Genomic DNA, 22,603 nt, shown 5'->3' with positions numbered 1-22,603 from the left:
AAAAAATTAATAAAAATGTATAATTATTCAAATTTTTAACTATATTTGTCATGTAATATTAAACAAGCAGAATTATGAAAAACATACAATTATTATCGGGAATTGCATTAATTGCATTATGTCTTACATCTTGTAAAGACGAAAAACAAGAACAAGCTCAAAAGAAAATTGACGCTTATGTAACTTACGTTGATTCAGTAAAAAATGTCAAAGCTGACGAATTGAAAGCAGATTGGAAAGATGTTGACGCTGAATACGACAGAAGAGCACAAGAAGCTGAATTAGCATTGGCAGATCTTAAAGATAATTCGGCAGCGACCGAAAAAATAAATACTAGTAAAGTAAAATACGAAGAATTTAAAAAAGAAATGACTACTGTTCTTGCTCCACCAGCTCCAAGTCCAAAACAACAATTAAGAAACGCCTTGTTTGGTGAAGGAAAAATTGGAGAAGATATGAGTTTTGCATGGGTGAATGCGAACAACATTCATAGTGTTTACCAACAATTTGTTCATACAGTTGAGAATAATAAAGATAGTTACACTCGTGAAGACTGGGATGAAATTAAATTGATGTATGAAGCACTTGACAGCCGAAAAAATACGGTTGAAAAAGAAGGTTTAACATCTGAAGATAATAGAAAAATTGCAGGTTTGAAATTGAAATTTGCCCCAATGTATACTTTAAATAGAATGGGAGCTAAGTCTGAAGAAACAGCTGCAGCTAAAAAATAAAAGAAATTCAATTAATAAAAAATGGCAATCAGCAATGGTTGCCATTTTTTTTATGCCCGAATTACAAAATGTTCTTTTTTCTGTTCATACCTGAAAAAAACAAATCCCCATTGAAATGTGTCGATTGTTACAGTAACTTTTTGATGGCTTTTGATGGCTTCCCAAGCTTCTTCCATTTCTGGAGACCAATGAATATCATCAAAAATCCAAACGGAATCATTTTTTATTGTTGGAAGTAAAACTTGAAAATAAGCTAAAGTGGCTTTTTTTGAGTGATTTCCGTCGAAGTATATTAAATCAAAGTTTTCAGTCTCAGTTTTCAATCTTAATTTAATATCTTGAAAATATTTTTCAAATTCTGTTACAATCGAATCTACGTTATTGAAATTGAATTTTTGTAATTGTGATTGACATTCATTTGCAGTTTGAGGACATCCTTCTAACGTAATTACTTTTGCATGTATGTTGCCTAACGCTAGGGCAGAAGTGGCTAAGCCTAACGATGTTCCAATTTCTAAAATACTTTCTGGCTTGAAATATTTTGTAACTCTGTATAACAATTCAGCTCGTTTTTCAGAAATTCCCGCTGTTTTGGCAATTTTTGAAATCTGTCTTCTGTTTGATTTAAAAACTCTGGAACCTGATCCAAAATCTGTCACTTCGATAAAGTTTTTATTATCAAGGAACGATTTTCTGTATTTTTTTAGGATTGCATATTCTGGTTTTGATTTACGATCGTAAAAGCATTTTGTAAGCAAATTAAAAACAAACGGCGAATGTACTCCATGTTCGTTTTTGGAGTTCCAAAGGAATTTTAAATAGGCTCTTATTTGAAATAGCATAAAAAAGTTAAATCTGACGCGAAGATACAAAAAAGTCGAAAGTCGTAAAGTCGAAAGTTTTAAAGAGATAAAGCAATACTTTCCGGATCTTAAAAAGACTATATTTGCTGACTTTAAATTTAAGCTAACAGTAGTAATACATTTTTTATGATGTTGAAGGAAGAAATAGAAGATACAAGCAAAATATCTTCTGAAGAAATTAATCGTTGTATTGCTGTTTTGGCACAATTAAATAATAATACAGATCAAATATTTGAAATTCCGAAAGAACAGCGAATTGCTTTGATTAAAGAAGCAGGAATGTTTTCACGCCCTGATAGAACTGAGTTTTCCAGAAGGATTAAAGATGGATTACTAGCAGCGAAACGTAAAAAAGAGAAAAAAGATAAAACGTCACGTAAAGAAACCGGAATTCGTCACGCGCGAGAAGCAAGCATTTTTGTTGCTCCTAAATTATTAGCTTATACTGATCTTGCTCATAAAGAACAATTAGAACTTGAAACACCAAGAAATTGTTATGTTTGTAAAACAGAGTTTACTAAAATGCATCACTTTTATGATACAATGTGTACTGATTGTGGCGATTTTAATTACGCCAAACGCTTTCAGACGGCAGATGTAAAAGGACAAATAGCAATTATTACAGGTTCTCGTTTAAAAATTGGCTATCATGTCACATTAATGCTTTTGCGTGGCGGAGCAACTGTTATTGCTACAACTCGTTTTCCGGTAGATTCAGCTTTGCGTTTTGGTAAAGAGGAGGATTTTATGGAATGGGGACATCGCCTAAAAATTCATGGTTTAGATTTAAGGCATATTCCAAGTGTTGAGATTTTTTGCAATTTTATAGAGCAAAAATACGAACGCCTTGATATTCTTATAAATAATGCTGCACAAACTGTTAGAAGGCCTGCTGGATTTTATTCCCATTTAATGGAGAATGAAGAACTTCCAATTACTGCGCTTCCTAAACAAGCTCAGGAATTATTGTCAGATCATATTAGTTGTCTGGATGAATTGAAAGTTTTAACGAGTGCAGTTTCTTCAAATGAAAATATGCCAGTTACGTGGCACGGACCAGAACCTGGAATTGGATTGCGCGCGTCTGCTAAATTATCGCAAATTCCGTATTCTTTTGACAATGCTTTGATAGCAACCGAAGTTTTTCCGGAAGGAGAGTTAGATGCCGACTTACAGCAAGTCGATTTGCGAAAAACAAACAGCTGGCGATTGTGTTTAGGACAAATTGAAACTACAGAGATGATTGAAGTGCAATTGGTAAATTCTGTTGCGCCGTTTGTATTATGTAATAGACTTTCAGAAGTGATGAAGAAAGATAATACAGGAAAAAAACACATTATAAATGTTTCGGCTATGGAAGGTAAATTCCATCGTTTTTTTAAAGAAGATCGACATCCGCATACGAATATGGCAAAAGCGGCCTTGAATATGTTAACGCATACTTCGTCTGGAACTTTAGCAAAACATGGTATTTTTATGAATGCAGTCGATACCGGCTGGGTTACTGATGAAGATCCGGCTGAACTGGCAAAGAAAAAACAGGAATTAGAAGATTTTCAACCTCCATTAGATATTGTAGATGGTGCAGCACGTGTTATGGATCCTTTGTTTGATGGAATAAATACTGGAAAACACTGGTGCGGTAAATTCTTGAAAGATTATAACCCGATTCCTTGGTAGTTTTAATATCTTAGTTTTGTACTCAGTCTAGGATTTTAATACAAGAAAAAAAAACCACAACAGAATTAATTCTCTTGTGGTTTTTTTTTTCTGAAAAATAGATCACTTATCTGTAGATATTTTGACCTTTATTGGCTCTCCATTGTTGTTCAAAGTATTCTGCATCTTCGTCATTACGAGTATGAACACCTAAAACTACATGTCCGTCTTTAATTCCTGATTCATAAACCTTTGCTCTATCTTCTGGGATACCAGATCCTACTAAAGCACCAATGATACCACCAGTAATTCCTCCTGCACCAGCACCAGCCAATCCTGCAGCTAATGGTCCAGCAATGATTAATCCTAAACCAGGAATAACAAGGCTAGTTCCTAATGCAGCAACAACACCAACGATCGCTCCGATAGTTCCTCCAATTGCAGAACCTGCTCCAGCAGTTTCAGCAGCTTTTGTTCCTAATTCTGAATGATCATCTTTATCAGAATAATGTTTTTTTCTTGTTTCATCTGACATAATAAGGTTAATTTCGTCTTTTGTATAACCTCTCTCACTTAAATTGTCATATGCTCTTTCGATGCTGTCGCGGTCTGAAAACATTCCAGTTAGCATTTCACGTTTTGTTCCGTCGGGATTATGTAAATTTTCCATTTTATAGATATTTAGAGTGTGAATTCATTTTCACTTTAACAAAGCTCGTAAAAACCTAATTAATAGTTTTTACACAATTTTTCCTATTTATTACATAATAGAATTTTGGTTTTCTTAAAATTAAATATGATTTTTTAATGATTATCTTCTATGTCTAATGTATTATAAAATAAAAAAAGCCTCAACTATTATCTGTTGAGGCTTTTAATAAAAGTGATTTTATAAAGTATAAACTATTTTACAGCAAGTAATTTTACATCAAAAATAAGTACAGAGCCGCCAGGGATTCCATTATAATCATAAGGGCCATATCCTAAATGAGACGGAACTAATAAAACACCGCTTCCGCCAACTTTAAAATAAGGAATACCTTCCGTCCAGCCTTTAATAACTTGGTTTAATCCGAAAGTAAGTCCTTGGGCCGTACTTTGATCAAATACTTTTCCGCTTGAGTAATAACCCTTATAAGCAACAGTTACAGTAGATGTTGATGTTGGCTGCGCTCCAGTGCCAGGTTCATTAATCACATAATATAATCCAGAATCAGTTCTTTTTGCTGTTAAGTTGTTTTTAGCAATATAATCTGTGATTTCTTTTTCGTTTTCAACAGTGTAATCTGTTTTTTGTGGTTCTTGGTTTGTTTCTTTATCACTATTGCAAGAGATAAAAAGCGTTAAAATTAATAGTGCAGATAAAATGTGTTTCATTGTTGTGGTATTTTTTAGAAGCGCAAATATATTAAAAGTTGGCAGTGTTGAAATTTATTTCACAGAGATTCACAAAGAAAAAAAACACAAAGATTCTCTAAAAATAAGATGCTTTGTGTTTCTGTGTGATTCTTTTGTGTATCTCTGCGGAATAACTACCCTTCAATTTTAGCAGAAAGCTCAAACCAGCGTTCTTCTTTCTGGTCTATTTTATTGATGATGTTTTGCAGTTCGTTTGCTTTTTTCTCGATATCGGCATCGGCAACTTTTCCGTCAGAGAATAATTGTTCGATTTTAGTTTTTTCAATTTCTAGATCTTTAATTTCTCGTTCTAGTTTTTGATATTCTTTTTGCTCATTGAAAGTTAGATTTCCTGTTGGATTATTTTGTTTCCAATCTTTCTTTTCAGCTTTGTTTTCTTCTTTTTGAGCAACATCGGCACTATCTTCATAGGCTCTGAAATCAGAATAATTTCCTGGGAAATTTTCGATTTCACCTTTTCCTCTGAAAATAAATAAATGATCTACAATTTTATCCATGAAATAACGGTCGTGCGATACTACAAGCAAACAGCCGGGATAATCTAAAAGAAAACTCTCAAGTACGTTTAGTGTTACAATATCTAAATCGTTTGTTGGCTCATCTAGAATTAAGAAGTTTGGATTCTGAATTAAAACGGTACATAAATACAAACGTTTTAATTCTCCACCACTTAATTTTTCGACAAAATCGTATTGTTTCTTAGCATCAAAAAGAAAACGCTCCAATAATTGCGAAGCCGAAATCATTCTGCCTTTTGCAAGTGGAATAAATTCTCCGTATTCTTTAATAATATCTATTACACGCTGATTTGGTTTTGGGTTAATTCCAGATTGTGTATAATACCCAATTTTTATTGTTTCACCTTTTACAACACGGCCACTGTCCAACGGAAGTGTTCCTGTTAAAAGATTTAAAAAAGTCGATTTTCCAGTTCCATTTTTACCAATGATTCCGATACGTTCTCCACGCTGAAAATCGAAACTAAAATTGTCCAGAATGACATGATCTTTAAATTTTTTGGAAATTTTGTGAAGCTCGATAATCTTGCTTCCCATACGTTCCATATTAATTTCTAGCTCGACTTTATTTTCACGGCGTCGGCTTTGTGCTTTTTCTTTAATTACATAAAAATCATCCTGACGCGATTTCGATTTAGTCGTTCTCGCTTTTGGCTGACGGCGCATCCATTCTAATTCTTTTACAAATAAGTTTTTGGCTTTGTCAACACTTGAGTTTTCAGAAGCAATTCTTTCTTCTTTTTTCTCTAAATAATAGGAATAATTTCCTTTGTATTGATACAGTTTTCCGTTATCTAATTCGATGATTTCGTTGCAGACGCGTTCTAAAAAGAAACGGTCGTGCGTTACCATAAACAACGTAATATTTTCTTTAGCAAAATAACTTTCCAGCCATTCGATCATTTCAAGATCTAAATGATTGGTTGGCTCATCCAAAATCAACAAATCAGGGCGATTAATCAATATAATAGCCAAGGAAAGACGTTTTTTTTGCCCTCCCGAAAGATTTTTAACTTTAAGCTTAAAATCTTCTAGTTTTAATTTAAATAAAATCTGTTTGTACTGCGTTTCAAAATCCCATGCATTGTGCTGATCCATTCCGTCAAAAGCTTTTTGATACGCTTCTTCGTCATCTGGATTTTCAAGTGCTTTTTCGTATGCTTCGATTACTTTAAGTGTCTCATTATCTGAGGCGAAAATACTTTCCTCGATAGTCAGCTCTTCCTGCAGGTTATTGTCTTGAGATAGAAATGCCATTTTTATTCCTTTTCTTAAAACAACTTGACCCGTATCAGGTTCATCCAAACCATTGATAATACTCATTATGGTTGTTTTTCCTGAACCGTTTTTTGCGATAAAAGCAATTTTTTGGTCTTTATTGATTCCGAAAGAGATGTTGTCAAAAAGCGTTCTTTCGCCAAAAGACTTCGATATATTTTCTACAGATAAGTAATTCACTTTGTAAATTATAAGTTTAAATTATAAGTTATGAATGCTTTACAAATCACAACTTTTTTGCAAAAGTAAGTTATTATCTTGCCATTTGCGAATTATTTATGGAGATAGGATTTCAATATCGAACTTAAATCAAAATGATGAATTTGCTGCGGAACATTAATAATAGGTTTTCGAACTAAATTTTCATTCGTTAAATAATAATTAAGTCCGTTACTTGTTGCAATTCCTTCTATTTGATGAAACGAAAGCGGTAATTCGATTCTTCGCTTATTCCCAGATAAAAACGCATAGTTTTTAAAATCATATAAAAGATATAAAAAAGGTTTTCCAACTTTAGAATAACCACAAAGCACAATCAGTTTTTTTGATTCTAAATAAGTTGCACCTGTAACCAAGCCTTTTACATCAAGATTCTCTTTGAATTTTGCGATATGATTTCCCGGTTGATTTGGCAGTGCGTAAATAGCAGTTTTAGACGTGCTCCATTGTTTTGTAAAAAGATAAATACTGTCTTTTGAAACTATAAAAGCTTCGCAATCAAAGTTTGTTGTGTTTCCTTTTTTCTTGGAAAAATCAGTTTGGTCTGAATACGTAAATGAAATGGTTTCGATATTCGGACTTCCTTCTAAAAAAGAGTTTTTTTCGATTTTAAGAATTTTTAAATCGCTTCTGTTTCCAGCATAATTATTTCCGAAATCTCCAATATAAATAAAGGAACCGTCTTGTGAAATTTCTTCCCATTCATTATTAATGACTTTGTCCAGCGTAATTTTTTTTCGAATATTACCTAAAGAATCTAAGCCGTAAATCGTTTTATCGTGATCGTCATTGTGCGTCCAAAATAAATTATTAAAAGCAATTAAACCTGAAGTTTCCTTGATTGAGTCAGACAATTTCTTGGAAAATTGAGGTCTTATTTTTATTGTTTTATAAATACAGCTTCCGTCGTTTGTCGTCGCATTTGAATTATAATTTTTAGAAAGCGGATCTGTACATCCAGAAATCTGCGAATACGAAGAAGTTATAATTAAGAAGAAAAATAAAATTGATTTTTTCATTGTACCAATTTTGTTTTTTAGAATTTAAAGAATTGGTTGTTCTCTATAACTTCTTTTAAAGCCGAATTCTCATCAATTTTTATTTTTTCATTAAAAGCTTCAATATGATTTTTATGATGCACATCGCTTCCAGCAAAATCATACATTCCTTTTTTCAAAAGCTGTTCTGCCATTTTAGTGATTCTTGTACCATAATATCCTACCGCTGAAAGCAAATTAAGCTGAAATAAACAACCTGCTTTTTTCAATTTATGATATTCGTCAAAGTTTTTGTGATAAAATAAATACCTTTCCGGATGTGCTAAAACAGGAGTATATCCTGCAACCTGCAGATCAAAAAGTGTTTTATACAATTGCACAGGCGCGTTCATATACGACATTTCAACCAGCACATAATTGTCTTTTAAAGTCAGCAATTTGGCATCTTTAAAATAACTTTCAAATTTGTCGTCTATAAAATATTCGGCAGCAGCCTGAAACGGAATTTTAATAGTTTCTTTTTGTAATAAAAGTTTAGTTGCTGCGTGGTTTTCAATAATAATTTCAGGCGAATTATTCCAGATATAATGACTGATATGCGGTGTTGTAATAAACTGCGAAAAACCCATTTCCTGAAAAGAAACAGCAAGTTTTTTCGTGTCGGAAAAAGTTTTGGCACCATCATCAATTCCGGGTAATAAGTGCGAATGAATGTCGATATAATTCCCGCCAAGAAGATCTTTTAAGTACGGTTTTGATTTGAAGAATGAAAACATGCTGTAAAAGTAAATAAAAGATTTTGCAAAGTTTGTTAAAAGATTTTGATGTTGTCCGTATTTAGTTTTTGTTGTAAAATCTAATTTGCCACGTCGGCTAATATTTTATATTTGTTGTTACCAATAATGTAATAATTTATGAAAATTAAAGAAAATTTATACAATCAAAGAATTGTTTCTATAGATGCTTTACGTGGCATTACTATTTTTATTATGATTTTTGTAAATGAACTTGCCAGTGTTAAAAATGTACCGCAATGGATGAAACACATGCCTGCAGAAGCTGATGCAATGACTTTTGTTGATGTTGTTTTTCCGGCCTTTTTATTTATCGTTGGCATGTCGATTCCGTTTGCCTTCAATACCAGATTAATTAAAGGCGACAGTCCAAAAACGATTTGGGCGCATACTTTAAAAAGAGCTCTTGCCTTGATCATTATTGGTGTTTTTATGGTTAACGCAGAATATGGTTATGATGCTGCCAAAATGCTTATTACTCCGGCATTTTGGGGACTTTTAGCGTACGCAATGCCGATCCCAATTTGGAATAAGTACCCAAAAGACTTTTCGATTTGGTTAAAATACACACTTCAATACGGAGGAATGCTGGTTTTGATTGCCTTGTATTTTCTGTATGTTCAAGATACGGGAGAAATAGGAATGACGCCAAAATGGTGGGGAATTCTAGGCTTAATTGGATGGGCTTATTTTTTTACGGTCGTTTATTATTGGCTGGTTTGTGGAAAATTATGGGCAATGATTGTTTTCTTGATTGTCTGTGTTACAGCGAATGCTTTTAATTTGACAGAGGGAAGCATCATTAAGCAATCGTCTTGGGCTAGTTTTATTGCAGGACATTTAACACACGCTTCGTTAATAACTACGGGAGTTATTATTTCGTTATTGTTTTTTGACCGAAAAATTGCGCTTAAAATTAATTGGGCGGTCATTGGTTTTGCTGTTTTGTTTTTTATTATTGGCTATTTGCTTCGTCCTTATTACGGAATTTCAAAAATAAAAGGAACACCGTCGTGGACAATGTTTTCAGCAACAATTTGTACGGTTTTATTTTATTTTCTGTATTGGCTTATGGAAATTAAAAAACAAACAAAATGGAGTGAATTTATTATGCCTGCAGCCGCAAATCCGTTATTGATTTATATTTTGCCTGGTGTTATTTATTATTTTAACCTAGCTTTCAAAATTGAAATAATTCCAGAATATTTTCGTGAAGGTTTACCAGGAATCATCTGGAGTTTGGTATTTTCGACGATTATGTTATTTGTGATGAAAATCTGCAATAAATATAAAATTCAACTGCACTTGTAAATGGTTTCAAGTTTCAGGTTTCAAGTTCTGTAAAGAACCTGAAACCTGAAACCTGAAACCTGAAACCTGAAACCTGAAACCTGAAACCATTCTAAGTCTCAACAATACCAGTTTTTATTTCTAGATATGTCTCCTCAAACCGCATGGTAATTCACAAAATTGAATTTACAGAGATTGTGAATATTTAAAGGTTTTGCGTGTGGCAATCCGTTTTGTTTAAAATCTGACCAAGGAATTCTTATAGTTGTAAAATTTTTTGGCGAAGCACGCAAATCAACTCGTGGGTGCGAACCTCCTTGTACACAACCAGTTCCTTACTTTTCATAAATGTTTCGTTTTTTATTAAATTAATAATAGGCTTTTTTTTTTATTCTTTATTATTTCTAAAAGTTATTTCTATCTTAAATAAAATTTTAAATTTGTAAGAAGTTGTCTATGAAAATCTTACGTTATGAAAAATGTAAAATTGCTATTCATTTTGTTTTTCTTTTTTTTAATGCAATTTGGCTATTCGCAAACAGATTCAATTTCGAACAATAAGAAAGATATTTTAGATGTACTGTATAAAATTTTTCATAAAAACGATTCCCTTCGCATAAATCCTGAAAAAAAGGTTGCTTTTTCTTTGCTTCCAGTTCCTGTAGACGCCAATAAAAGTGCTGGACTGGTTGTCTCATTTTTAACTACATTTTATCTTGGAGAAAGTAAAACCACAAAAATGTCGCAAGTTACTTTTTCGCCTTATTTTAGTTTTACGAAACAATATGTTTTTCCGGTTCAGTCTTATATATATACAAAAGACAATAATTGGAATTTTATTGGAGATTACCGCTACATGATTTATCCACAGCCTACTTATGGTTTGGGAGACAATAATACAGATGATAAAATGTCGACTTTAGATTATCAGCAATGGCGTTTTTATCAGTTTGCAACACGCAAAATAATTGGTAATTACAGATTGGGATTAGGTGTTTTGTTAGATAATTATCAAAATATTTCTGAAGAATCATATATAGACGATCAAACGGATTATGTTAAATATATGGACGGTGATTTTTCCGATGAAACCTCTTTTGGGATTGCCATTCAGGGATTGTACGATTCAAGAGAAAATAATGTAAATCCGGAACAAGGTTTATATGTAGAAACCGATTTTAGAATGAATACCACCGGAGTAGACGGCAAAAAATGGAATTCAGTTTATTTTGATGCCCGAAAATACCATTCATTCAATAAAAACAAACACAGCGTTTTAGCTTACAGAGGTTTTTATTGGTCTACTTTTGGAGGGAAACCTCATTATCTGGATTTGCCAAGTATTGGCTGGGATCGAGATGGTAAAACAGGAAGAGGTTTTACGAGAAATAGATTTAGAAGCAATGCCTTGATTTATTTTGAAACAGAATATCGGACAGATATTTCTAAAAACGGATTTTGGGGAGCAGTATTTTTCATCAATCTTTCTTCGGTTTCTAAATTAAATACCTATCAATTTAAAAAATGGAATCCCGCTGTTGGAACAGGTTTGCGTATTAAATGGAACAAGCAAAACAACAGTAATTTAGTGCTTGATTTTGGAGTGAGCAAAAACGATTGGTCTTTGCGATTAGGTTTGGCTGAAAATTTCTAACTTTCCAAAAAATCAACAGAACAAATTTTCATGCAATTATCGGTAATTATTCTGAATTATAATGTGCGTTACTTTCTGGAACAATGTTTATTAAGCGTTCAAGAAGCGCTTTCTGCAATTGATGCCGAAATTATTGTAGTCGATAATAATTCGTCAGACGAAAGTGTCTTGATGATGCAAGAAAAATTTCCAACGGTCAAATTAATTCAAAACAAAGAAAATTTTGGTTTTCCAAAAGGCAATAATATTGGAGTTTCTCAAGCAAATGGAAAATACATTTGCATTTTAAATCCAGATACTGTTGTAGCAGAAGATACTTTTACAAAAGTTTTGGCTTTCGCCGAAAAACAAACCGATCTCGGAATTTTGGGCTGTAAATTAATTGATGGAAAAGGAAATTTTCTGCCAGAAAGCAAACGCGGAATTCCGACACCTTGGATTGCTTTTACCAAGATTTTTAGTTTGTATAAGGTTTTTCCAAATTGGCATCTTTTCAACCAATATTACGCACAGCATTTAAGGGAAGATGAAACAGGAAAAGTGGCTATTTTAGTGGGTGCTTTTATGTTTATGAAACGCGATTTATATCTTGAACTCGACGGTTTTGATGAAAATTGTTTTATGTATGCAGACGACATCGATTTGTCATACCGCGCACTGCTCAAACAGAAATCGAATTATTATTTTCATGAAACGACGGTTTTGCACTATAAAGGTGAAAGCACTGTAAAAGATGAAAAATACATGAAACGATTTCAGGAAGCGATGAATTTCTTTTATCAAAAACATTTCAGGAAATCATGGTTTTTTACTTTTTTTATTCAAATCGGAATTTGGTTTTTTTCTTTCGCAAAAATGTTTCAAGGAAAAACGAAAGTAAAATCATTACCTGAAACCTATATTTTTTATTCCTTAAATTTGATTTTGTCTGAAAAATTGTCTTTTATTCTAAAAAATAAAGTTCAATTTATAGATTTCAAAAAAGAAAAAATGGTAAATTCGTCCCTGATTTTTAAGGGAAGAAGAGTTGAGATTATTTTGGATAATCAGTATGTTTCATTCAAAAAATGTATCAAAATCATAGAAACTCTTAAAGATAAGCGTATTACTTTTAAGATTTTCCCCAAAAATGCAAATTTTATTATTGGAAGTGATTCTCCAAATGACAGGGGGCAAATTGTAAAAATCGAGTAAAAAATTATATTAAATGTAATTTATATTTAAAATATTCAGTAATTTCGCAATCGGAAAATCAAAATCACCTTTGAGGTTAACAATATGGCAAGATTTGAATTGAAACTTCCTAAGATGGGAGAAAGTGTCGCTGAAGCAACCATTACAAACTGGTTGAAAGAAGTTGGAGACAGAATTGAAGCTGATGAAGCTGTACTTGAAATTGCAACTGACAAAGTTGACAGTGAAGTGCCAAGCGAAGTATCAGGTGTTTTAGTTGAACAATTATTTGGTAAAGATGATTTAGTTCAGGTAGGGCAAACCATTGCGATTATTGAAACTGAAGGTGATGCGCCAGCTGTAAAAATAGTTGAAGAAACTGCCGCTCCTGCTGAAGTTGCAGATCCCGAAACTTCGGGAGAAAAAACAATTGAAGCAGTAAAAGAGGATGTTTCGGCTCCGCAAGATTTCACATCATCTGATAAATTCTTTTCTCCGTTAGTTAAAAATATTGCCAAAGAAGAAGGTATTTCTATTGCAGAACTTGAAAACATTCAAGGTTCAGGAAAAGATGGCCGAGTAACCAAAGATGATATTTTAAAATATACCGAAGACCGTAAATTGGGTGTAGTACAAGCACCAAAAGCGGTTGAAGAAACTCCAAAAGCTGTTGTTCAAGCTCCAAAGGCAGTGGAACCTGTTGTTCAAAAAAGCCAGCAGACAGTTCCGGTTTCTGTAAATGGAGGCGACGAAATTATCGAAATGGATAGAATGCGTAAGCTTATTTCAGGTTACATGATTGCTTCGGTTCAGACTTCGGCTCACGTACAATCATTTATTGAAGTGGATGTTACAAACATTGTAAAATGGAGAGATAAGGTTAAAACAGCTTTTGAAAAAAGAGAAGGCGAGAAGCTGACTTTTACACCAATTATGATGGAAGCAGTTGCAAAAGCTTTAAAAGATTTCCCTGGAATGAACATTTCTGTTGATGGCGAATACATCATCAAAAAGAAAAATATAAACTTAGGAATGGCAGCGGCTTTGCCAAACGGAAACTTAATTGTGCCTGTAATTAAAAACGCAGATCAGTTGAATTTAGTTGGAATGGCAAAAGCGGTTAACGATTTAGGAAACCGTGCAAAAGCTGGAAAACTAAAACCAGACGACACACAAGGCGGAACTTATACAGTTACCAATGTTGGAACTTTTGGAAGTGTTTTTGGAACCCCTATTATCAATCAGCCTCAGGTTGGAATCTTAGCGCTTGGTGCTATTCGTAAAGTACCGGCAGTTATTGAAACTCCAGAAGGTGATTTTATCGGAATTCGTCAAAAAATGTTCTTGTCCCACTCGTACGATCATAGAGTAGTAGACGGGGCTTTAGGAGGAAGTTTTGTAAAAAGAGTAGCAGAATATTTAGAAGCTTTTGATGTAGATAGAGATTTCTAAATCAACTATAAATAAATCTAACCCGAGAAAATTTTATTAATTTCTCGGGTTTTTTATTTTCTATAAAAATCAATTTGATGCAAATCTCTTTTGTTATTCTATTATTTTTCAGGATATAATCGCAAAGGAATGCCCATTTTAACTAAAAAAAATCAGTAAGAAGCGGGAAAATTCGGCTTTAAAAATTACATTTGCAATCTTATAAAAACTAAAAATGGAACTCAAACTCAACAAACCAATCTGCTTTTTTGATCTTGAAACGACAGGAATAGACATCGGAAAAGATCGAATCGTAGAAATTTCAATATTCAAAGTTTTTCCAAACGGAAATAAAGAAAGTAAAACTTGGTTAGTAAATCCAACGATTCCAATTCCACCTCAAACAACAGCTGTTCATGGTATTACCGATGAAAAAGTAGCAAATGAGCCTACTTTTGCAGAACTGGCTCCGCAAGTCTACAATATGATTAAGGATAGTGATTTGGGCGGATTTAATTCGGATCGTTTTGATATTCCGTTGCTGGCAGAAGAATTGCTTCGCGCCGGAGTTGATTTTGATATGAAAAATAAAGTTTCAGTAGATGTTCAGACTATCTTTCATAAAATGGAAGAGCGTACCTTAAGTGCTGCTTTGAAATTTTATTGCGGAAAAAGTCTTGAAAATGCGCATTCTGCAGAAGCAGACACGATGGCGACTTATGAAATTCTAAAAGCACAGTTAGATCGTTATCCGGAATTAGAAAATGATATGAAATCATTGTCTGAATTTACAACCAGAAAAAAAATTGCTGATTTTGCCGGAATGATTGCCTTTGATAAAGATAATGAAGAAATATTTACCTTCGGAAAACACAAAGGTGCCAAAGTCGATAAAATTCTAGAATCTGAGCCTGGATATTTCAGCTGGATTCAAAATGCTGATTTTCCTTTATATACCAAAAAGGTTTTAACGGCAATTAAATTAAGAAAACTAAATACGAAATAAGGTCCTAAGTTGCTAAGGCTCTGAGATGCTAAGTTTTTTCGCATAGTTTCTTAGAGCCTTAGTATCTTAGCAACTTAGCAACTTAGAAAAAATGAAAATAATTTGTATCGGTAGAAATTATACCAATCATATTGAAGAATTAAAAAACGAGCGTCCTACAGAACCTGTGGTTTTTATGAAACCGGATTCGGCAGTTTTGTTGAAACAGCATCCTTTTGTGATTCCGGAATTTTCTGAAGAAATTCATCACGAAATAGAAATAATTGTTAAAATAAATAAAGTAGGAAAGTATATAGAGCCTAAGTTTGCGCATAAATATTATGACGAAATTAGTGTGGGTATCGATTTTACTGCTAGAGATTTACAAGATAAATTGAAAGCAAAAGGATTGCCTTGGGAAAAATCAAAAGCATTTGACGGCTCTGCAGTGATTGGAGATTTTTTGCCGAAAAGTGATTTCGTTTCTATGGAAAATCTTACTTTTGAATTAACAAACAATTCTAAAACGGTTCAAAAAGGCAATACAAGTTTTATGCTTTGGAAGATTGATGAGCTTGTTTCGTATGTTTCGCAGTTTTTTACATTAAAGATCGGAGACATAATCTTTACAGGAACGCCAGAAGGAGTTGCCGCGGTTAAACCAAATGATGTTTTAGAAGGCTTTTTAGAAGATAAAAAATTATTCAGAATACAAGTAAAATAATGGCTTTAAAATATAACCTTTCGAAAGTGTATGCGCTTTCAGATAATGATCCTGAATTTGTAAACGAAATTCTAAAATTATTTGTTACCGAAGTTCCTGAAGATTTAAAACAAATCAAAGAAGGAATCAAAAAAAAGGATCATAAATACGCTTATTCATATGCGCACAAAATAAAGCCGACATTAGATTTAATGGGTTTAAATGTGGCTTTTGAAGAAATTCTGCAGGTCGAAGCCTGGACAAAAGCTGAAGGCAAGAAAAAAGAAATTGTCGAAACTTTTAAAAGTATAAAAATACAGGTAAAAGATGCGATCAAGGAAATCAAAAAAGATTTTGATTTATAAAATTTAAAAATACCCAATTCTTGTTCTTTATAATCTAAAGCTTGAATTGGGTTGTTTTTTTACAGCAAGAATGGTTTTTAATCTGAAATTCCGTTTATATGCTTGTATTAAATGGTATTGCCTCTTAGCACGAAACTGCAACAAACTACTTTCTAATAATGACTTACATTAACAGTAAGTAAAAACTAACATTTGCATGAAAGCAACAATCATTACAATTGGAGATGAAATTTTAATAGGTCAAATAGTTGACACAAACTCTGGTTTTATTGCCAAATCGCTTGATCGAATTGGAGTCGAAATCACAGAAATGATCTCGATAAGCGACGATAAAAAACATATTTTAGATACTTTTGCACAATTACAAAACAAGGTTGATGTTGTAATTGTAACGGGAGGTTTAGGACCGACAAAAGATGACGTAACCAAAAAAACGTTCTGCGAATATTTTGACGATGAGCTGGTTGTAAATCAAGAAGTCTTAGCGCATGTAACTGAATTGATTGAAGGTTTTTATAAAAGACCCATTTCACAGTTAAATAAAGATCAAGCCCTAGTGCCGTCAAAATGTACTGTGCTTCACAATCAAGTAGGCACAGCACCAGGAATGTGGATGAAAAAAGAAAACACAGTTTTTATTTCGCTTCCGGGAGTTCCTTACGAAATGAAATATTTGGTAGAAAACGAAATAATTCCAAAGATTGTTCGCGAATACAAACGTCCTTATATTATTCATAAAACTATTTTGACATATGGTCAAGGAGAAAGTTTAGTAGCAGAACGCATTGAGGATTGGGAAAATAATCTTCCAGATTTTATAAAATTAGCTTATTTGCCAAATCCGGGAAGAGTGCGTTTGCGCTTAACTGCAAGAGGGACAAATAAAGAAGAGCTAGAAACAGCAATCGAAGAAAATGTAAAATCTCTCGATGCTATAATTCATGATATTATTGTAGGTTACGAAGAAAATGAAACAATCGAATCTGTAGTAGGGAAGATATTGACAAAGCAAAATAAAACCATTTCAACTGCTGAAAGTTTTACAGGTGGAAAAATTGCTTCAATTTTGTCTGCCATTCCAGGAGCATCTAACTACTTTAGGGGCAGTGTAGTTTCGTACGCAACAGCGGTGAAAGTGAATGTTCTCGGTGTCTCGCAAGATTTAATAGATCAATATTCAGTAGTTAGTGGAGAAGTTGCATCGGCTATGGCTTTGAATGTGAAAGAGATACTCAAAACAGACTATGCGATTGCAACAACTGGGAACGCCGGACCGTCTAAAGGAGATTCAGATGCTGAAATTGGTACTGTTTTTATCGCTTTAGCAACTCCAAATGATATAATTGTTGAAGAATTTAATTTTGGTCAACCACGTGAAAAAGTGATAGATAGAGCCACGATTAAGAGTTTAGAAATATTACAGAAAGAAATTTTAAAAAATGTGCTATAATTTTTTGTTTCAATCGTTTATTTTTCTTTTCTTTGCACCCTGATTTTGAATAACGATAAAAGATAAGTATAATGTCAAGAGTTTGTGACCTTACAGGTAAAAGAGCGATGGTAGGAAATAACGTTTCTCACGCTATGAACAAAACTAAGAGAAAGTTTTCTGTAAACTTAGTTAAAAAGCGTTTTTATCTTCCAGAAGAAGATAGATGGATTACTCTTAGAGTAGCAGCATCTACGATAAAAACAATTAATAAAAATGGAATCACTGCTGTTTTGAAAAAAGCACAGTCAGAAGGATTTATCAAATAATCTTTTCCTAAATAAATATATAGCAAGATGGCAAAGAAAGGTAATAGAATCCAAGTAATTTTAGAATGTACTGAGCACAAGACTTCTGGTGTTCCAGGAACTTCTAGATACATTACAACTAAGAACAAAAAAAATACACCAGATAGATTAGAGATTAAAAAATTTAATCCAATCTTGAAACGTGTAACTGTTCACAAAGAAATTAAGTAATAATTAGAGATTTTTGTAAATCTCAATGGTTTTGCCATTAGAGTTTTATAAAAGCTTCAAATAACATTTGAATCATGGCAAAGAAAACCGTAGCATCGTTACAAACATCTTCTAAGAGATTATCAAAAGCCATCAAAATGGTAAAATCTCCTAAAACTGGTGCATATACATTCGTAGAATCTATTATGGCTCCTGAAGAAGTTGATAATTTCTTGAAAAAGAAATAATTACAAATTACAGTATATAGAAAAGCTACTTTCATTCGGAAGTAGCTTTTTTATTTTTTATATTTGTCTAAAATTTTATAGAAGCATAACAATTGGCTTTTTTTTAAGCAATAGTTCCCGCCATGCACTATATCTTTACTTTCCTAAAGAAGGAAAGCAAAGGATATCACTTCTGTCGGGACTAGATAAAAGCAATTGGCCTTCTTTAAACATTGGGATTATTTAGATTGTCAAAAAATCGTATAATCTAAAAACTAACAACCTATAAAAATGAGTTTTTTTAAAAAATTATTCTCTACTGATAAAAAAGAGACTTTAGACAAAAGTCTTGAAAAATCAAAAACTACTTTTTTTTCAAAGTTAAGTAAAGCCGTTGCCGGAAAATCTAAAGTCGATGATGATGTTTTAGATGATCTGGAAGAAATCCTTGTAGCTTCAGATGTTGGTGTAAATACAACCCTGAAAATAATTTCAAGAATCGAAAAACGTGTTGCAGAAGATAAATATTTAGGCACAGAAGAATTAAACCAAATCCTTCGCGAAGAAATAGGTTCTTTATTGTCTGAGACCAATACAGGTGAGGCAACTGAATTTGAAATTCCAAAAGACAAAAAGCCATACGTTTTAATGGTCGTTGGAGTAAACGGAGTTGGAAAAACAACTACAATTGGTAAACTGGCTTATCAGTTTAAAAAAGCAGGTTACAAAGTTGTTTTAGGTGCCGCAGATACTTTTCGCGCCGCAGCGATTGATCAATTGCAAGTTTGGGCAGATCGCGTTGATGTGCCAATAGTAAGACAAAATATGGGAAGTGATCCTGCTTCAGTAGCTTTCGATACTTTACAATCAGCTGTCGCTCAAAATGCAGATGTTGTCATTATTGATACTGCTGGACGTCTTCATAATAAAATCAACTTAATGAACGAACTTACAAAAGTAAAACGTGTAATGCAAAAGGTTGTTGCCGATGCGCCTCATGATGTACTTTTGGTTTTAGATGGTTCTACAGGACAAAATGCTTTTGAGCAGGCTAAACAATTTACTGCAGCAACTGAAGTAACTTCATTAGCGGTAACAAAATTAGACGGAACTGCAAAAGGGGGTGTTGTAATAGGTATTTCAGATCAGTTTCAAATTCCGGTTAAATATATTGGAGTTGGTGAAGGAATTGAAGATTTGCAAGTCTTTAATAAATATGAATTCGTAGACAGTTTCTTTAAATAAATTACAATGAGTTTTTCTTCCTTTAAAAACATTTCACCAGTTGCATTTTATTTTGCAAGTGTGGTATCTTTTGTTGCTGCAAGTGTAATAAAAGATAAGAGTTTACCTTTCTATTATGTTTTATTGATTTTGGGTCTTGGTTTATTTTTTGCTGGCATGGCAAAAAGAACTAGAACTAAGAGATAGCTATGCTAATGCATTTATGCTAAAAACAGCATGTTATGAGTTGGTTTTGCAGAAGTTAGATAATTAATTCAGCGGGTTTGGCACATTTGCTGTCAAAACATGTTTAATACGAGATGATCAAGTACGAAACCCACTAGAACTTTTAATAGCTGTAAGCTTTTTAAAACTAAAAGCTGGCAACTATTTAATTTATTGATACAAAGCACTAATCTTTTGCCATAAAGTTTTATCAAAATCTGATAAAGCTAAGTTGACATCGTCGGCTGCGTCGCCCATTCTGATAATGACCATGTTTTTGCTGGGAACTACATATATCTTCTGATCATTTTTTCCTAAAGCCATAAACATATCACTAGGCCCAGTTGGAATGATGCTTCCTTGAAAAGTTAATTGTGATTGAGGTAAATGATAAGAAGTTTTACCATTTAACCACCATAAATATCCATATCCTAAATTGATGTTTTGTGAAGTAGCTGTTGCTTCGTTGAAATATGCTTCATTAAGAATAATGTTGTTTTCCCATTTTCCTTTATTCAGCATTAAGAGTCCAAAACGAGCCATACTTCTTGATGTGCTGGTGTAAACACTATTTACGCCAAGCTGTACCCAATTTCCATCCATACCAATTTTGTCCCTTAATTTGGCATTGAAATAGTTTTCCCACGTTTGTCCGCTAGCTTTAGCAACAACATCTTGCAGTTTTACATATACATTATGATAGGCCCAGCGAGTTCCTGCATCTGCTTTGTAAAGTAAATTTGCTGGTTTTACATCATCTGTTGAATCATCTAATCCAGATGTCATGGTTAGTAAATGTTTGCAGGTAATTAGGCTTTCCTGTGTAAGAGTTTCGCTGGTCCATCCTGTTCCTAAATATTGAGAAACTTTATTATTAATATTTAATAGGTTTTCCTGTTGTGCGATCCCTGTTGTGGTTGAGGTTAATGTTTTTCCCGCACTTGCCCAATACCAATTTGTAGCGGCATTGTGCCCGTTAAAATAGTTTTCTAAAACAATTCGGCCATTTACTAAAATAATAAAAGATTTAGAGTGTTTTAATTCTAAGTAATCTAAAAGAGGCTGTACAGCATTTTGATTCCATTTTAGATCGGCTATGGATTTTGTTTCCCAAGTATTTCCAGTTAATGGTGGGAAATACATACTTTCTGTTGGAGTCGGGGTATTATTGTCTTCTTTACTGCAGCTAATGCACAATACAATAATCAAGATTTTACAAATATTTTTAAACATGGTTTTTTGGTTTTGGTTTGGGGTTTGACCAAAAATATGCAAAATAGTTTAATGAGTTTATAAAAAAAGATTTTAGTATTAATGTTTTATTGTCTTAGTTTCCATTTAGTTCCGTTAGTAAATATTACTTCATAGGCTCTGGCAGCAATAATTGTATTGGCATCCGTAGAGAAATCTTCCCAGATTTTAAATGCTGTATTTTGCTTTTTTAATAAAAAAGTTGTTTCGCCTGTGTATTCTCCTTTTATAAAAAAGGATCTTCCAGATGCAGGTTTGTCAAAGGAATTTTCGCAATACCATTCAAATTTTATAGCTTTAATATCTGTTTTGCTGACATTTTTGTAAATCAGCTGTATGTCTTTATGATCAGAATATTCATTTTTAAAAAGTTTAGAAGAAAGAATTTTAACGGGTGAGGTTTTGATGTTTGTTGTGTCTAAAAACTTCTCTTTTAAATTTAAACTATCTGTCGTTTCTGTTTCAACACTTGTTTCTGTTTTAGGTATTATTTCTACGTTATTTTGCGGTTCTTTTTTATTTGTTTTGCCACATCCGCTGATAATCATTATTATAAACGAAATTAATATTCTTCTCATTTTTGATTATTTATTTTTGAATTATAATATAATGAAGAGTTAAATTGCAAAAATGTTTAATAGAAATTTGAGTAGTTGCCTTAATAAGACATAAAAGTATAGTTAAGGGATTTTATTAAATTTAGATTTTAATATTATTATAAAAATATTTCTTTTGAATGATATAAAGTTAACTTTGTACTTTACTAAATATTCTTTTGAAAACGGAAGTCTAGCCCTGATGGAAACGAATTTTTTTATGGCAGTCTCGAAACTTGGGAAGGCATAAAATATAGCGAACAACAGGAAATTATTCCTTTTAATTATTTTTATACTTATGAAAAAAACTTTTATGATTTTGGTTTTATCCCTTTTGTTAGTAAGTTGCAAGCAAGAAATAAAACCGGCAGATGTTGCAAAATTAAATGGTTACTGGGAAATCGAAAAAGTGGTTTTTGATAAGGGGGAAGAGAAGGCATATGCAATGAATGAGAATTTTGATTTTTTTCAAATTAAAGGGAATAAAGGGACGCGAACGAAAGTTATGGCGCAGCTTGACGGAACGTTTTTAACGACGAATACTTTTGAAAATGTTTCGATTAGATTTACAGATAAAGGAACTTTTTTGGATTACAAAACAGATTACGCAAAATGGAGTGAAGAATTAATTTCGATTTCGGACAAAGAATTTGTTGTGAGAAATGAACAGAAAAAAGAATATCATTATAAAAAAGCTGGACCAGTAAATATATTAAACGATGGCAAAAAGACTAAATAATCAAAGTAGTATTGGGGATGTTTTGCAACAGATTATTCAGGTAAATAAATTACAGCCTGGAATGGATCAGATTGATGTGAAAGAAGCGTGGAGACAATTAATGGGAAATGGAGTTAATACTTACACCAAAAATGTTGTGTTGAAAGGAAGTACACTGTATGTTGAACTTGGATCTGCGGTTTTACGAGAAGAATTAAGCCACGGAAAGTCTAAAATCGTAAAAATGATAAATGAAGAATTAGGCCGTGAGGTTGTGAAGGATGTTATTTTAAGATAGACTTCTTAGATTTTTAGATAGCTTACACTCATAT

25 protein-coding genes are annotated in these 22,603 nt (G+C 32.8%); 17 read left to right on the top strand and 8 right to left on the bottom strand.

What is annotated here, in order from left to right:
- Window positions 1–74 precede the first annotated feature (74 nt).
- Entirely contained in the window at window positions 75–734 is a 660-nt protein-coding gene (locus tag IR010_RS13380; protein ID WP_029272707.1) for a DUF6565 domain-containing protein, read from the top strand.
- Window positions 735–784: 50 nt separating this feature from the next.
- On the opposite strand, the gene IR010_RS13375 is transcribed toward IR010_RS13380, so the two are convergent.
- On the bottom strand, window positions 785–1,576 hold the full coding sequence (locus IR010_RS13375; RefSeq protein WP_194604503.1) for an O-methyltransferase: 792 nt from the start codon (window positions 1,574–1,576) through the stop codon (window positions 785–787).
- Window positions 1,577–1,726: 150 nt separating this feature from the next.
- On the opposite strand from IR010_RS13375, the gene IR010_RS13370 reads away from it, so the two are divergent.
- Window positions 1,727–3,277 carry an SDR family oxidoreductase gene (locus IR010_RS13370; RefSeq protein ID WP_194604622.1) on the top strand — a complete coding sequence of 517 codons (1,551 nt, stop codon included), beginning with the start codon at window positions 1,727–1,729 and terminating at the stop codon, window positions 3,275–3,277.
- A 106-nt stretch (window positions 3,278–3,383) separates the two neighbouring features.
- On the opposite strand, the gene IR010_RS13365 is transcribed toward IR010_RS13370, so the two are convergent.
- The 5 genes from IR010_RS13365 to IR010_RS13345 all read right to left on the bottom strand — a co-directional run bounded on the left by IR010_RS13365 (window position 3,384) and on the right by IR010_RS13345 (window position 8,464).
- Window positions 3,384–3,926, bottom strand: a complete 543-nt coding sequence (locus IR010_RS13365) for a hypothetical protein (protein ID WP_051662775.1) — start codon at window positions 3,924–3,926, stop codon at window positions 3,384–3,386.
- Between the two features lie 233 nt (window positions 3,927–4,159).
- Window positions 4,160–4,633, bottom strand: coding sequence for an FKBP-type peptidyl-prolyl cis-trans isomerase (locus tag IR010_RS13360; RefSeq protein WP_194604500.1), 474 nt, complete (start codon window positions 4,631–4,633; stop codon window positions 4,160–4,162).
- 155 nt (window positions 4,634–4,788) lie between these two features.
- Window positions 4,789–6,651: an ABC-F family ATP-binding cassette domain-containing protein gene (locus tag IR010_RS13355; RefSeq protein ID WP_029272713.1), complete on the bottom strand. Its 1,863-nt coding sequence runs from the start codon at window positions 6,649–6,651 to the stop codon at window positions 4,789–4,791.
- 92 nt (window positions 6,652–6,743) lie between these two features.
- Window positions 6,744–7,709: a T9SS C-terminal target domain-containing protein gene (locus IR010_RS13350; RefSeq protein ID WP_194604497.1), complete on the bottom strand. Its 966-nt coding sequence runs from the start codon at window positions 7,707–7,709 to the stop codon at window positions 6,744–6,746.
- Between the two features lie 17 nt (window positions 7,710–7,726).
- Complete coding sequence (locus IR010_RS13345) at window positions 7,727–8,464, bottom strand: tyrosine-protein phosphatase (protein WP_194604494.1); 738 nt, start codon at window positions 8,462–8,464, stop codon at window positions 7,727–7,729.
- Between the two features lie 138 nt (window positions 8,465–8,602).
- Between IR010_RS13345 and IR010_RS13340 the strand changes: the two genes are divergently transcribed.
- The 13 genes from IR010_RS13340 to IR010_RS13280 all read left to right on the top strand — a co-directional run bounded on the left by IR010_RS13340 (window position 8,603) and on the right by IR010_RS13280 (window position 19,688).
- The gene (locus IR010_RS13340) at window positions 8,603–9,793 is read left to right on the top strand and encodes a DUF5009 domain-containing protein (RefSeq protein WP_194604491.1); all 1,191 of its coding nucleotides are present in this window, start codon (window positions 8,603–8,605) and stop codon (window positions 9,791–9,793) included.
- Between the two features lie 451 nt (window positions 9,794–10,244).
- Window positions 10,245–11,426, top strand: a complete 1,182-nt coding sequence (locus IR010_RS13335) for a hypothetical protein (RefSeq protein WP_228515163.1) — start codon at window positions 10,245–10,247, stop codon at window positions 11,424–11,426.
- Between the two features lie 30 nt (window positions 11,427–11,456).
- Window positions 11,457–12,620: a glycosyltransferase family 2 protein gene (locus tag IR010_RS13330; protein WP_194604489.1), complete on the top strand. Its 1,164-nt coding sequence runs from the start codon at window positions 11,457–11,459 to the stop codon at window positions 12,618–12,620.
- Window positions 12,621–12,704: 84 nt separating this feature from the next.
- Entirely contained in the window at window positions 12,705–14,051 is a 1,347-nt protein-coding gene (locus tag IR010_RS13325; RefSeq protein WP_194604485.1) for a dihydrolipoamide acetyltransferase family protein, read from the top strand.
- Window positions 14,052–14,265: 214 nt separating this feature from the next.
- Entirely contained in the window at window positions 14,266–15,036 is a 771-nt protein-coding gene (locus tag IR010_RS13320; RefSeq protein WP_029272720.1) for a 3'-5' exonuclease, read from the top strand.
- 91 nt (window positions 15,037–15,127) lie between these two features.
- Entirely contained in the window at window positions 15,128–15,739 is a 612-nt protein-coding gene (locus IR010_RS13315) for a fumarylacetoacetate hydrolase family protein (RefSeq protein WP_029272721.1), read from the top strand.
- A complete protein-coding gene (locus tag IR010_RS13310; RefSeq protein WP_029272722.1) occupies window positions 15,739–16,083 on the top strand; it encodes an Hpt domain-containing protein in 345 nt (114 codons plus the stop codon). Before IR010_RS13315 ends, IR010_RS13310 begins: the two co-directional genes overlap by 1 nt.
- 196 nt (window positions 16,084–16,279) lie before the next feature.
- Window positions 16,280–17,533 carry a CinA family nicotinamide mononucleotide deamidase-related protein gene (locus IR010_RS13305; RefSeq protein WP_029272723.1) on the top strand — a complete coding sequence of 418 codons (1,254 nt, stop codon included), beginning with the start codon at window positions 16,280–16,282 and terminating at the stop codon, window positions 17,531–17,533.
- Between the two features lie 71 nt (window positions 17,534–17,604).
- Window positions 17,605–17,841, top strand: coding sequence for a 50S ribosomal protein L28 (rpmB, locus tag IR010_RS13300; RefSeq protein WP_008468080.1), 237 nt, complete (start codon window positions 17,605–17,607; stop codon window positions 17,839–17,841).
- Window positions 17,842–17,868: 27 nt separating this feature from the next.
- Complete coding sequence (rpmG, locus tag IR010_RS13295) at window positions 17,869–18,051, top strand: 50S ribosomal protein L33 (RefSeq protein WP_008253902.1); 183 nt, start codon at window positions 17,869–17,871, stop codon at window positions 18,049–18,051.
- A 74-nt stretch (window positions 18,052–18,125) separates the two neighbouring features.
- Complete coding sequence (locus IR010_RS13290) at window positions 18,126–18,278, top strand: DUF4295 domain-containing protein (RefSeq protein ID WP_071634818.1); 153 nt, start codon at window positions 18,126–18,128, stop codon at window positions 18,276–18,278.
- A gap of 270 nt (window positions 18,279–18,548) precedes the next feature.
- Entirely contained in the window at window positions 18,549–19,502 is a 954-nt protein-coding gene (gene ftsY, locus IR010_RS13285) for a signal recognition particle-docking protein FtsY (RefSeq protein ID WP_029272725.1), read from the top strand.
- Between the two features lie 6 nt (window positions 19,503–19,508).
- A complete protein-coding gene (locus IR010_RS13280) occupies window positions 19,509–19,688 on the top strand; it encodes a hypothetical protein (protein ID WP_194604482.1) in 180 nt (59 codons plus the stop codon).
- A 189-nt stretch (window positions 19,689–19,877) separates the two neighbouring features.
- Here the strand turns inward: IR010_RS13280 and IR010_RS13275 are convergent, their stop codons facing one another.
- Together IR010_RS13275 and IR010_RS13270 are read right to left on the bottom strand one after the other, a co-directional pair.
- Complete coding sequence (locus IR010_RS13275; protein ID WP_194604479.1) at window positions 19,878–20,939, bottom strand: serine hydrolase domain-containing protein; 1,062 nt, start codon at window positions 20,937–20,939, stop codon at window positions 19,878–19,880.
- Window positions 20,940–21,025: 86 nt separating this feature from the next.
- Entirely contained in the window at window positions 21,026–21,535 is a 510-nt protein-coding gene (locus IR010_RS13270) for a hypothetical protein (RefSeq protein WP_194570039.1), read from the bottom strand.
- A 316-nt stretch (window positions 21,536–21,851) separates the two neighbouring features.
- Here IR010_RS13270 and IR010_RS13265 point away from each other — a divergent pair, with 316 nt between their 5' ends.
- Together IR010_RS13265 and IR010_RS13260 are read left to right on the top strand one after the other, a co-directional pair.
- On the top strand, window positions 21,852–22,292 hold the full coding sequence (locus IR010_RS13265; protein WP_029272729.1) for a hypothetical protein: 441 nt from the start codon (window positions 21,852–21,854) through the stop codon (window positions 22,290–22,292).
- On the top strand, window positions 22,273–22,569 hold the full coding sequence (locus IR010_RS13260; protein ID WP_029272730.1) for a DUF721 domain-containing protein: 297 nt from the start codon (window positions 22,273–22,275) through the stop codon (window positions 22,567–22,569). The genes IR010_RS13265 and IR010_RS13260 overlap by 20 nt, the downstream gene beginning before the upstream one ends.
- Window positions 22,570–22,603 lie beyond the last annotated feature (34 nt).

The sequence above is a fragment of the Flavobacterium sp. MR2016-29 genome, from assembly GCF_015350695.1.
In the GTDB taxonomy this organism is placed as follows: domain Bacteria; phylum Bacteroidota; class Bacteroidia; order Flavobacteriales; family Flavobacteriaceae; genus Flavobacterium.
Note: the sequence above shows the minus strand (reverse complement) of the source record. Positions and strands in the feature narration are given on the sequence as shown.

What these genes read in the sequence shown, in the direction of transcription:
- IR010_RS13380 (WP_029272707.1), top strand. Translation starts at nt 75, where the DNA reads ATGAAAAACATACAATTATTATCGGGAATTGCATTAATTGCATTATGT.
- IR010_RS13375 (WP_194604503.1), bottom strand. Translation starts at nt 1,576, where the DNA reads ATGCTATTTCAAATAAGAGCCTATTTAAAATTCCTTTGGAACTCCAAA.
- IR010_RS13370 (WP_194604622.1), top strand. Translation starts at nt 1,727, where the DNA reads ATGTTGAAGGAAGAAATAGAAGATACAAGCAAAATATCTTCTGAAGAA.
- IR010_RS13365 (WP_051662775.1), bottom strand. Translation starts at nt 3,926, where the DNA reads ATGGAAAATTTACATAATCCCGACGGAACAAAACGTGAAATGCTAACT.
- IR010_RS13360 (WP_194604500.1), bottom strand. Translation starts at nt 4,633, where the DNA reads ATGAAACACATTTTATCTGCACTATTAATTTTAACGCTTTTTATCTCT.
- IR010_RS13350 (WP_194604497.1), bottom strand. Translation starts at nt 7,709, where the DNA reads ATGAAAAAATCAATTTTATTTTTCTTCTTAATTATAACTTCTTCGTAT.
- IR010_RS13345 (WP_194604494.1), bottom strand. Translation starts at nt 8,464, where the DNA reads ATGTTTTCATTCTTCAAATCAAAACCGTACTTAAAAGATCTTCTTGGC.
- IR010_RS13340 (WP_194604491.1), top strand. Translation starts at nt 8,603, where the DNA reads ATGAAAATTAAAGAAAATTTATACAATCAAAGAATTGTTTCTATAGAT.
- IR010_RS13335 (WP_228515163.1), top strand. Translation starts at nt 10,245, where the DNA reads ATGAAAAATGTAAAATTGCTATTCATTTTGTTTTTCTTTTTTTTAATG.
- IR010_RS13330 (WP_194604489.1), top strand. Translation starts at nt 11,457, where the DNA reads ATGCAATTATCGGTAATTATTCTGAATTATAATGTGCGTTACTTTCTG.
- IR010_RS13325 (WP_194604485.1), top strand. Translation starts at nt 12,705, where the DNA reads ATGGCAAGATTTGAATTGAAACTTCCTAAGATGGGAGAAAGTGTCGCT.
- IR010_RS13320 (WP_029272720.1), top strand. Translation starts at nt 14,266, where the DNA reads ATGGAACTCAAACTCAACAAACCAATCTGCTTTTTTGATCTTGAAACG.
- IR010_RS13315 (WP_029272721.1), top strand. Translation starts at nt 15,128, where the DNA reads ATGAAAATAATTTGTATCGGTAGAAATTATACCAATCATATTGAAGAA.
- IR010_RS13310 (WP_029272722.1), top strand. Translation starts at nt 15,739, where the DNA reads ATGGCTTTAAAATATAACCTTTCGAAAGTGTATGCGCTTTCAGATAAT.
- IR010_RS13305 (WP_029272723.1), top strand. Translation starts at nt 16,280, where the DNA reads ATGAAAGCAACAATCATTACAATTGGAGATGAAATTTTAATAGGTCAA.
- rpmB (WP_008468080.1), top strand. Translation starts at nt 17,605, where the DNA reads ATGTCAAGAGTTTGTGACCTTACAGGTAAAAGAGCGATGGTAGGAAAT.
- rpmG (WP_008253902.1), top strand. Translation starts at nt 17,869, where the DNA reads ATGGCAAAGAAAGGTAATAGAATCCAAGTAATTTTAGAATGTACTGAG.
- IR010_RS13290 (WP_071634818.1), top strand. Translation starts at nt 18,126, where the DNA reads ATGGCAAAGAAAACCGTAGCATCGTTACAAACATCTTCTAAGAGATTA.
- ftsY (WP_029272725.1), top strand. Translation starts at nt 18,549, where the DNA reads ATGAGTTTTTTTAAAAAATTATTCTCTACTGATAAAAAAGAGACTTTA.
- IR010_RS13280 (WP_194604482.1), top strand. Translation starts at nt 19,509, where the DNA reads ATGAGTTTTTCTTCCTTTAAAAACATTTCACCAGTTGCATTTTATTTT.
- IR010_RS13275 (WP_194604479.1), bottom strand. Translation starts at nt 20,939, where the DNA reads ATGTTTAAAAATATTTGTAAAATCTTGATTATTGTATTGTGCATTAGC.
- IR010_RS13270 (WP_194570039.1), bottom strand. Translation starts at nt 21,535, where the DNA reads ATGAGAAGAATATTAATTTCGTTTATAATAATGATTATCAGCGGATGT.
- IR010_RS13265 (WP_029272729.1), top strand. Translation starts at nt 21,852, where the DNA reads ATGAAAAAAACTTTTATGATTTTGGTTTTATCCCTTTTGTTAGTAAGT.
- IR010_RS13260 (WP_029272730.1), top strand. Translation starts at nt 22,273, where the DNA reads ATGGCAAAAAGACTAAATAATCAAAGTAGTATTGGGGATGTTTTGCAA.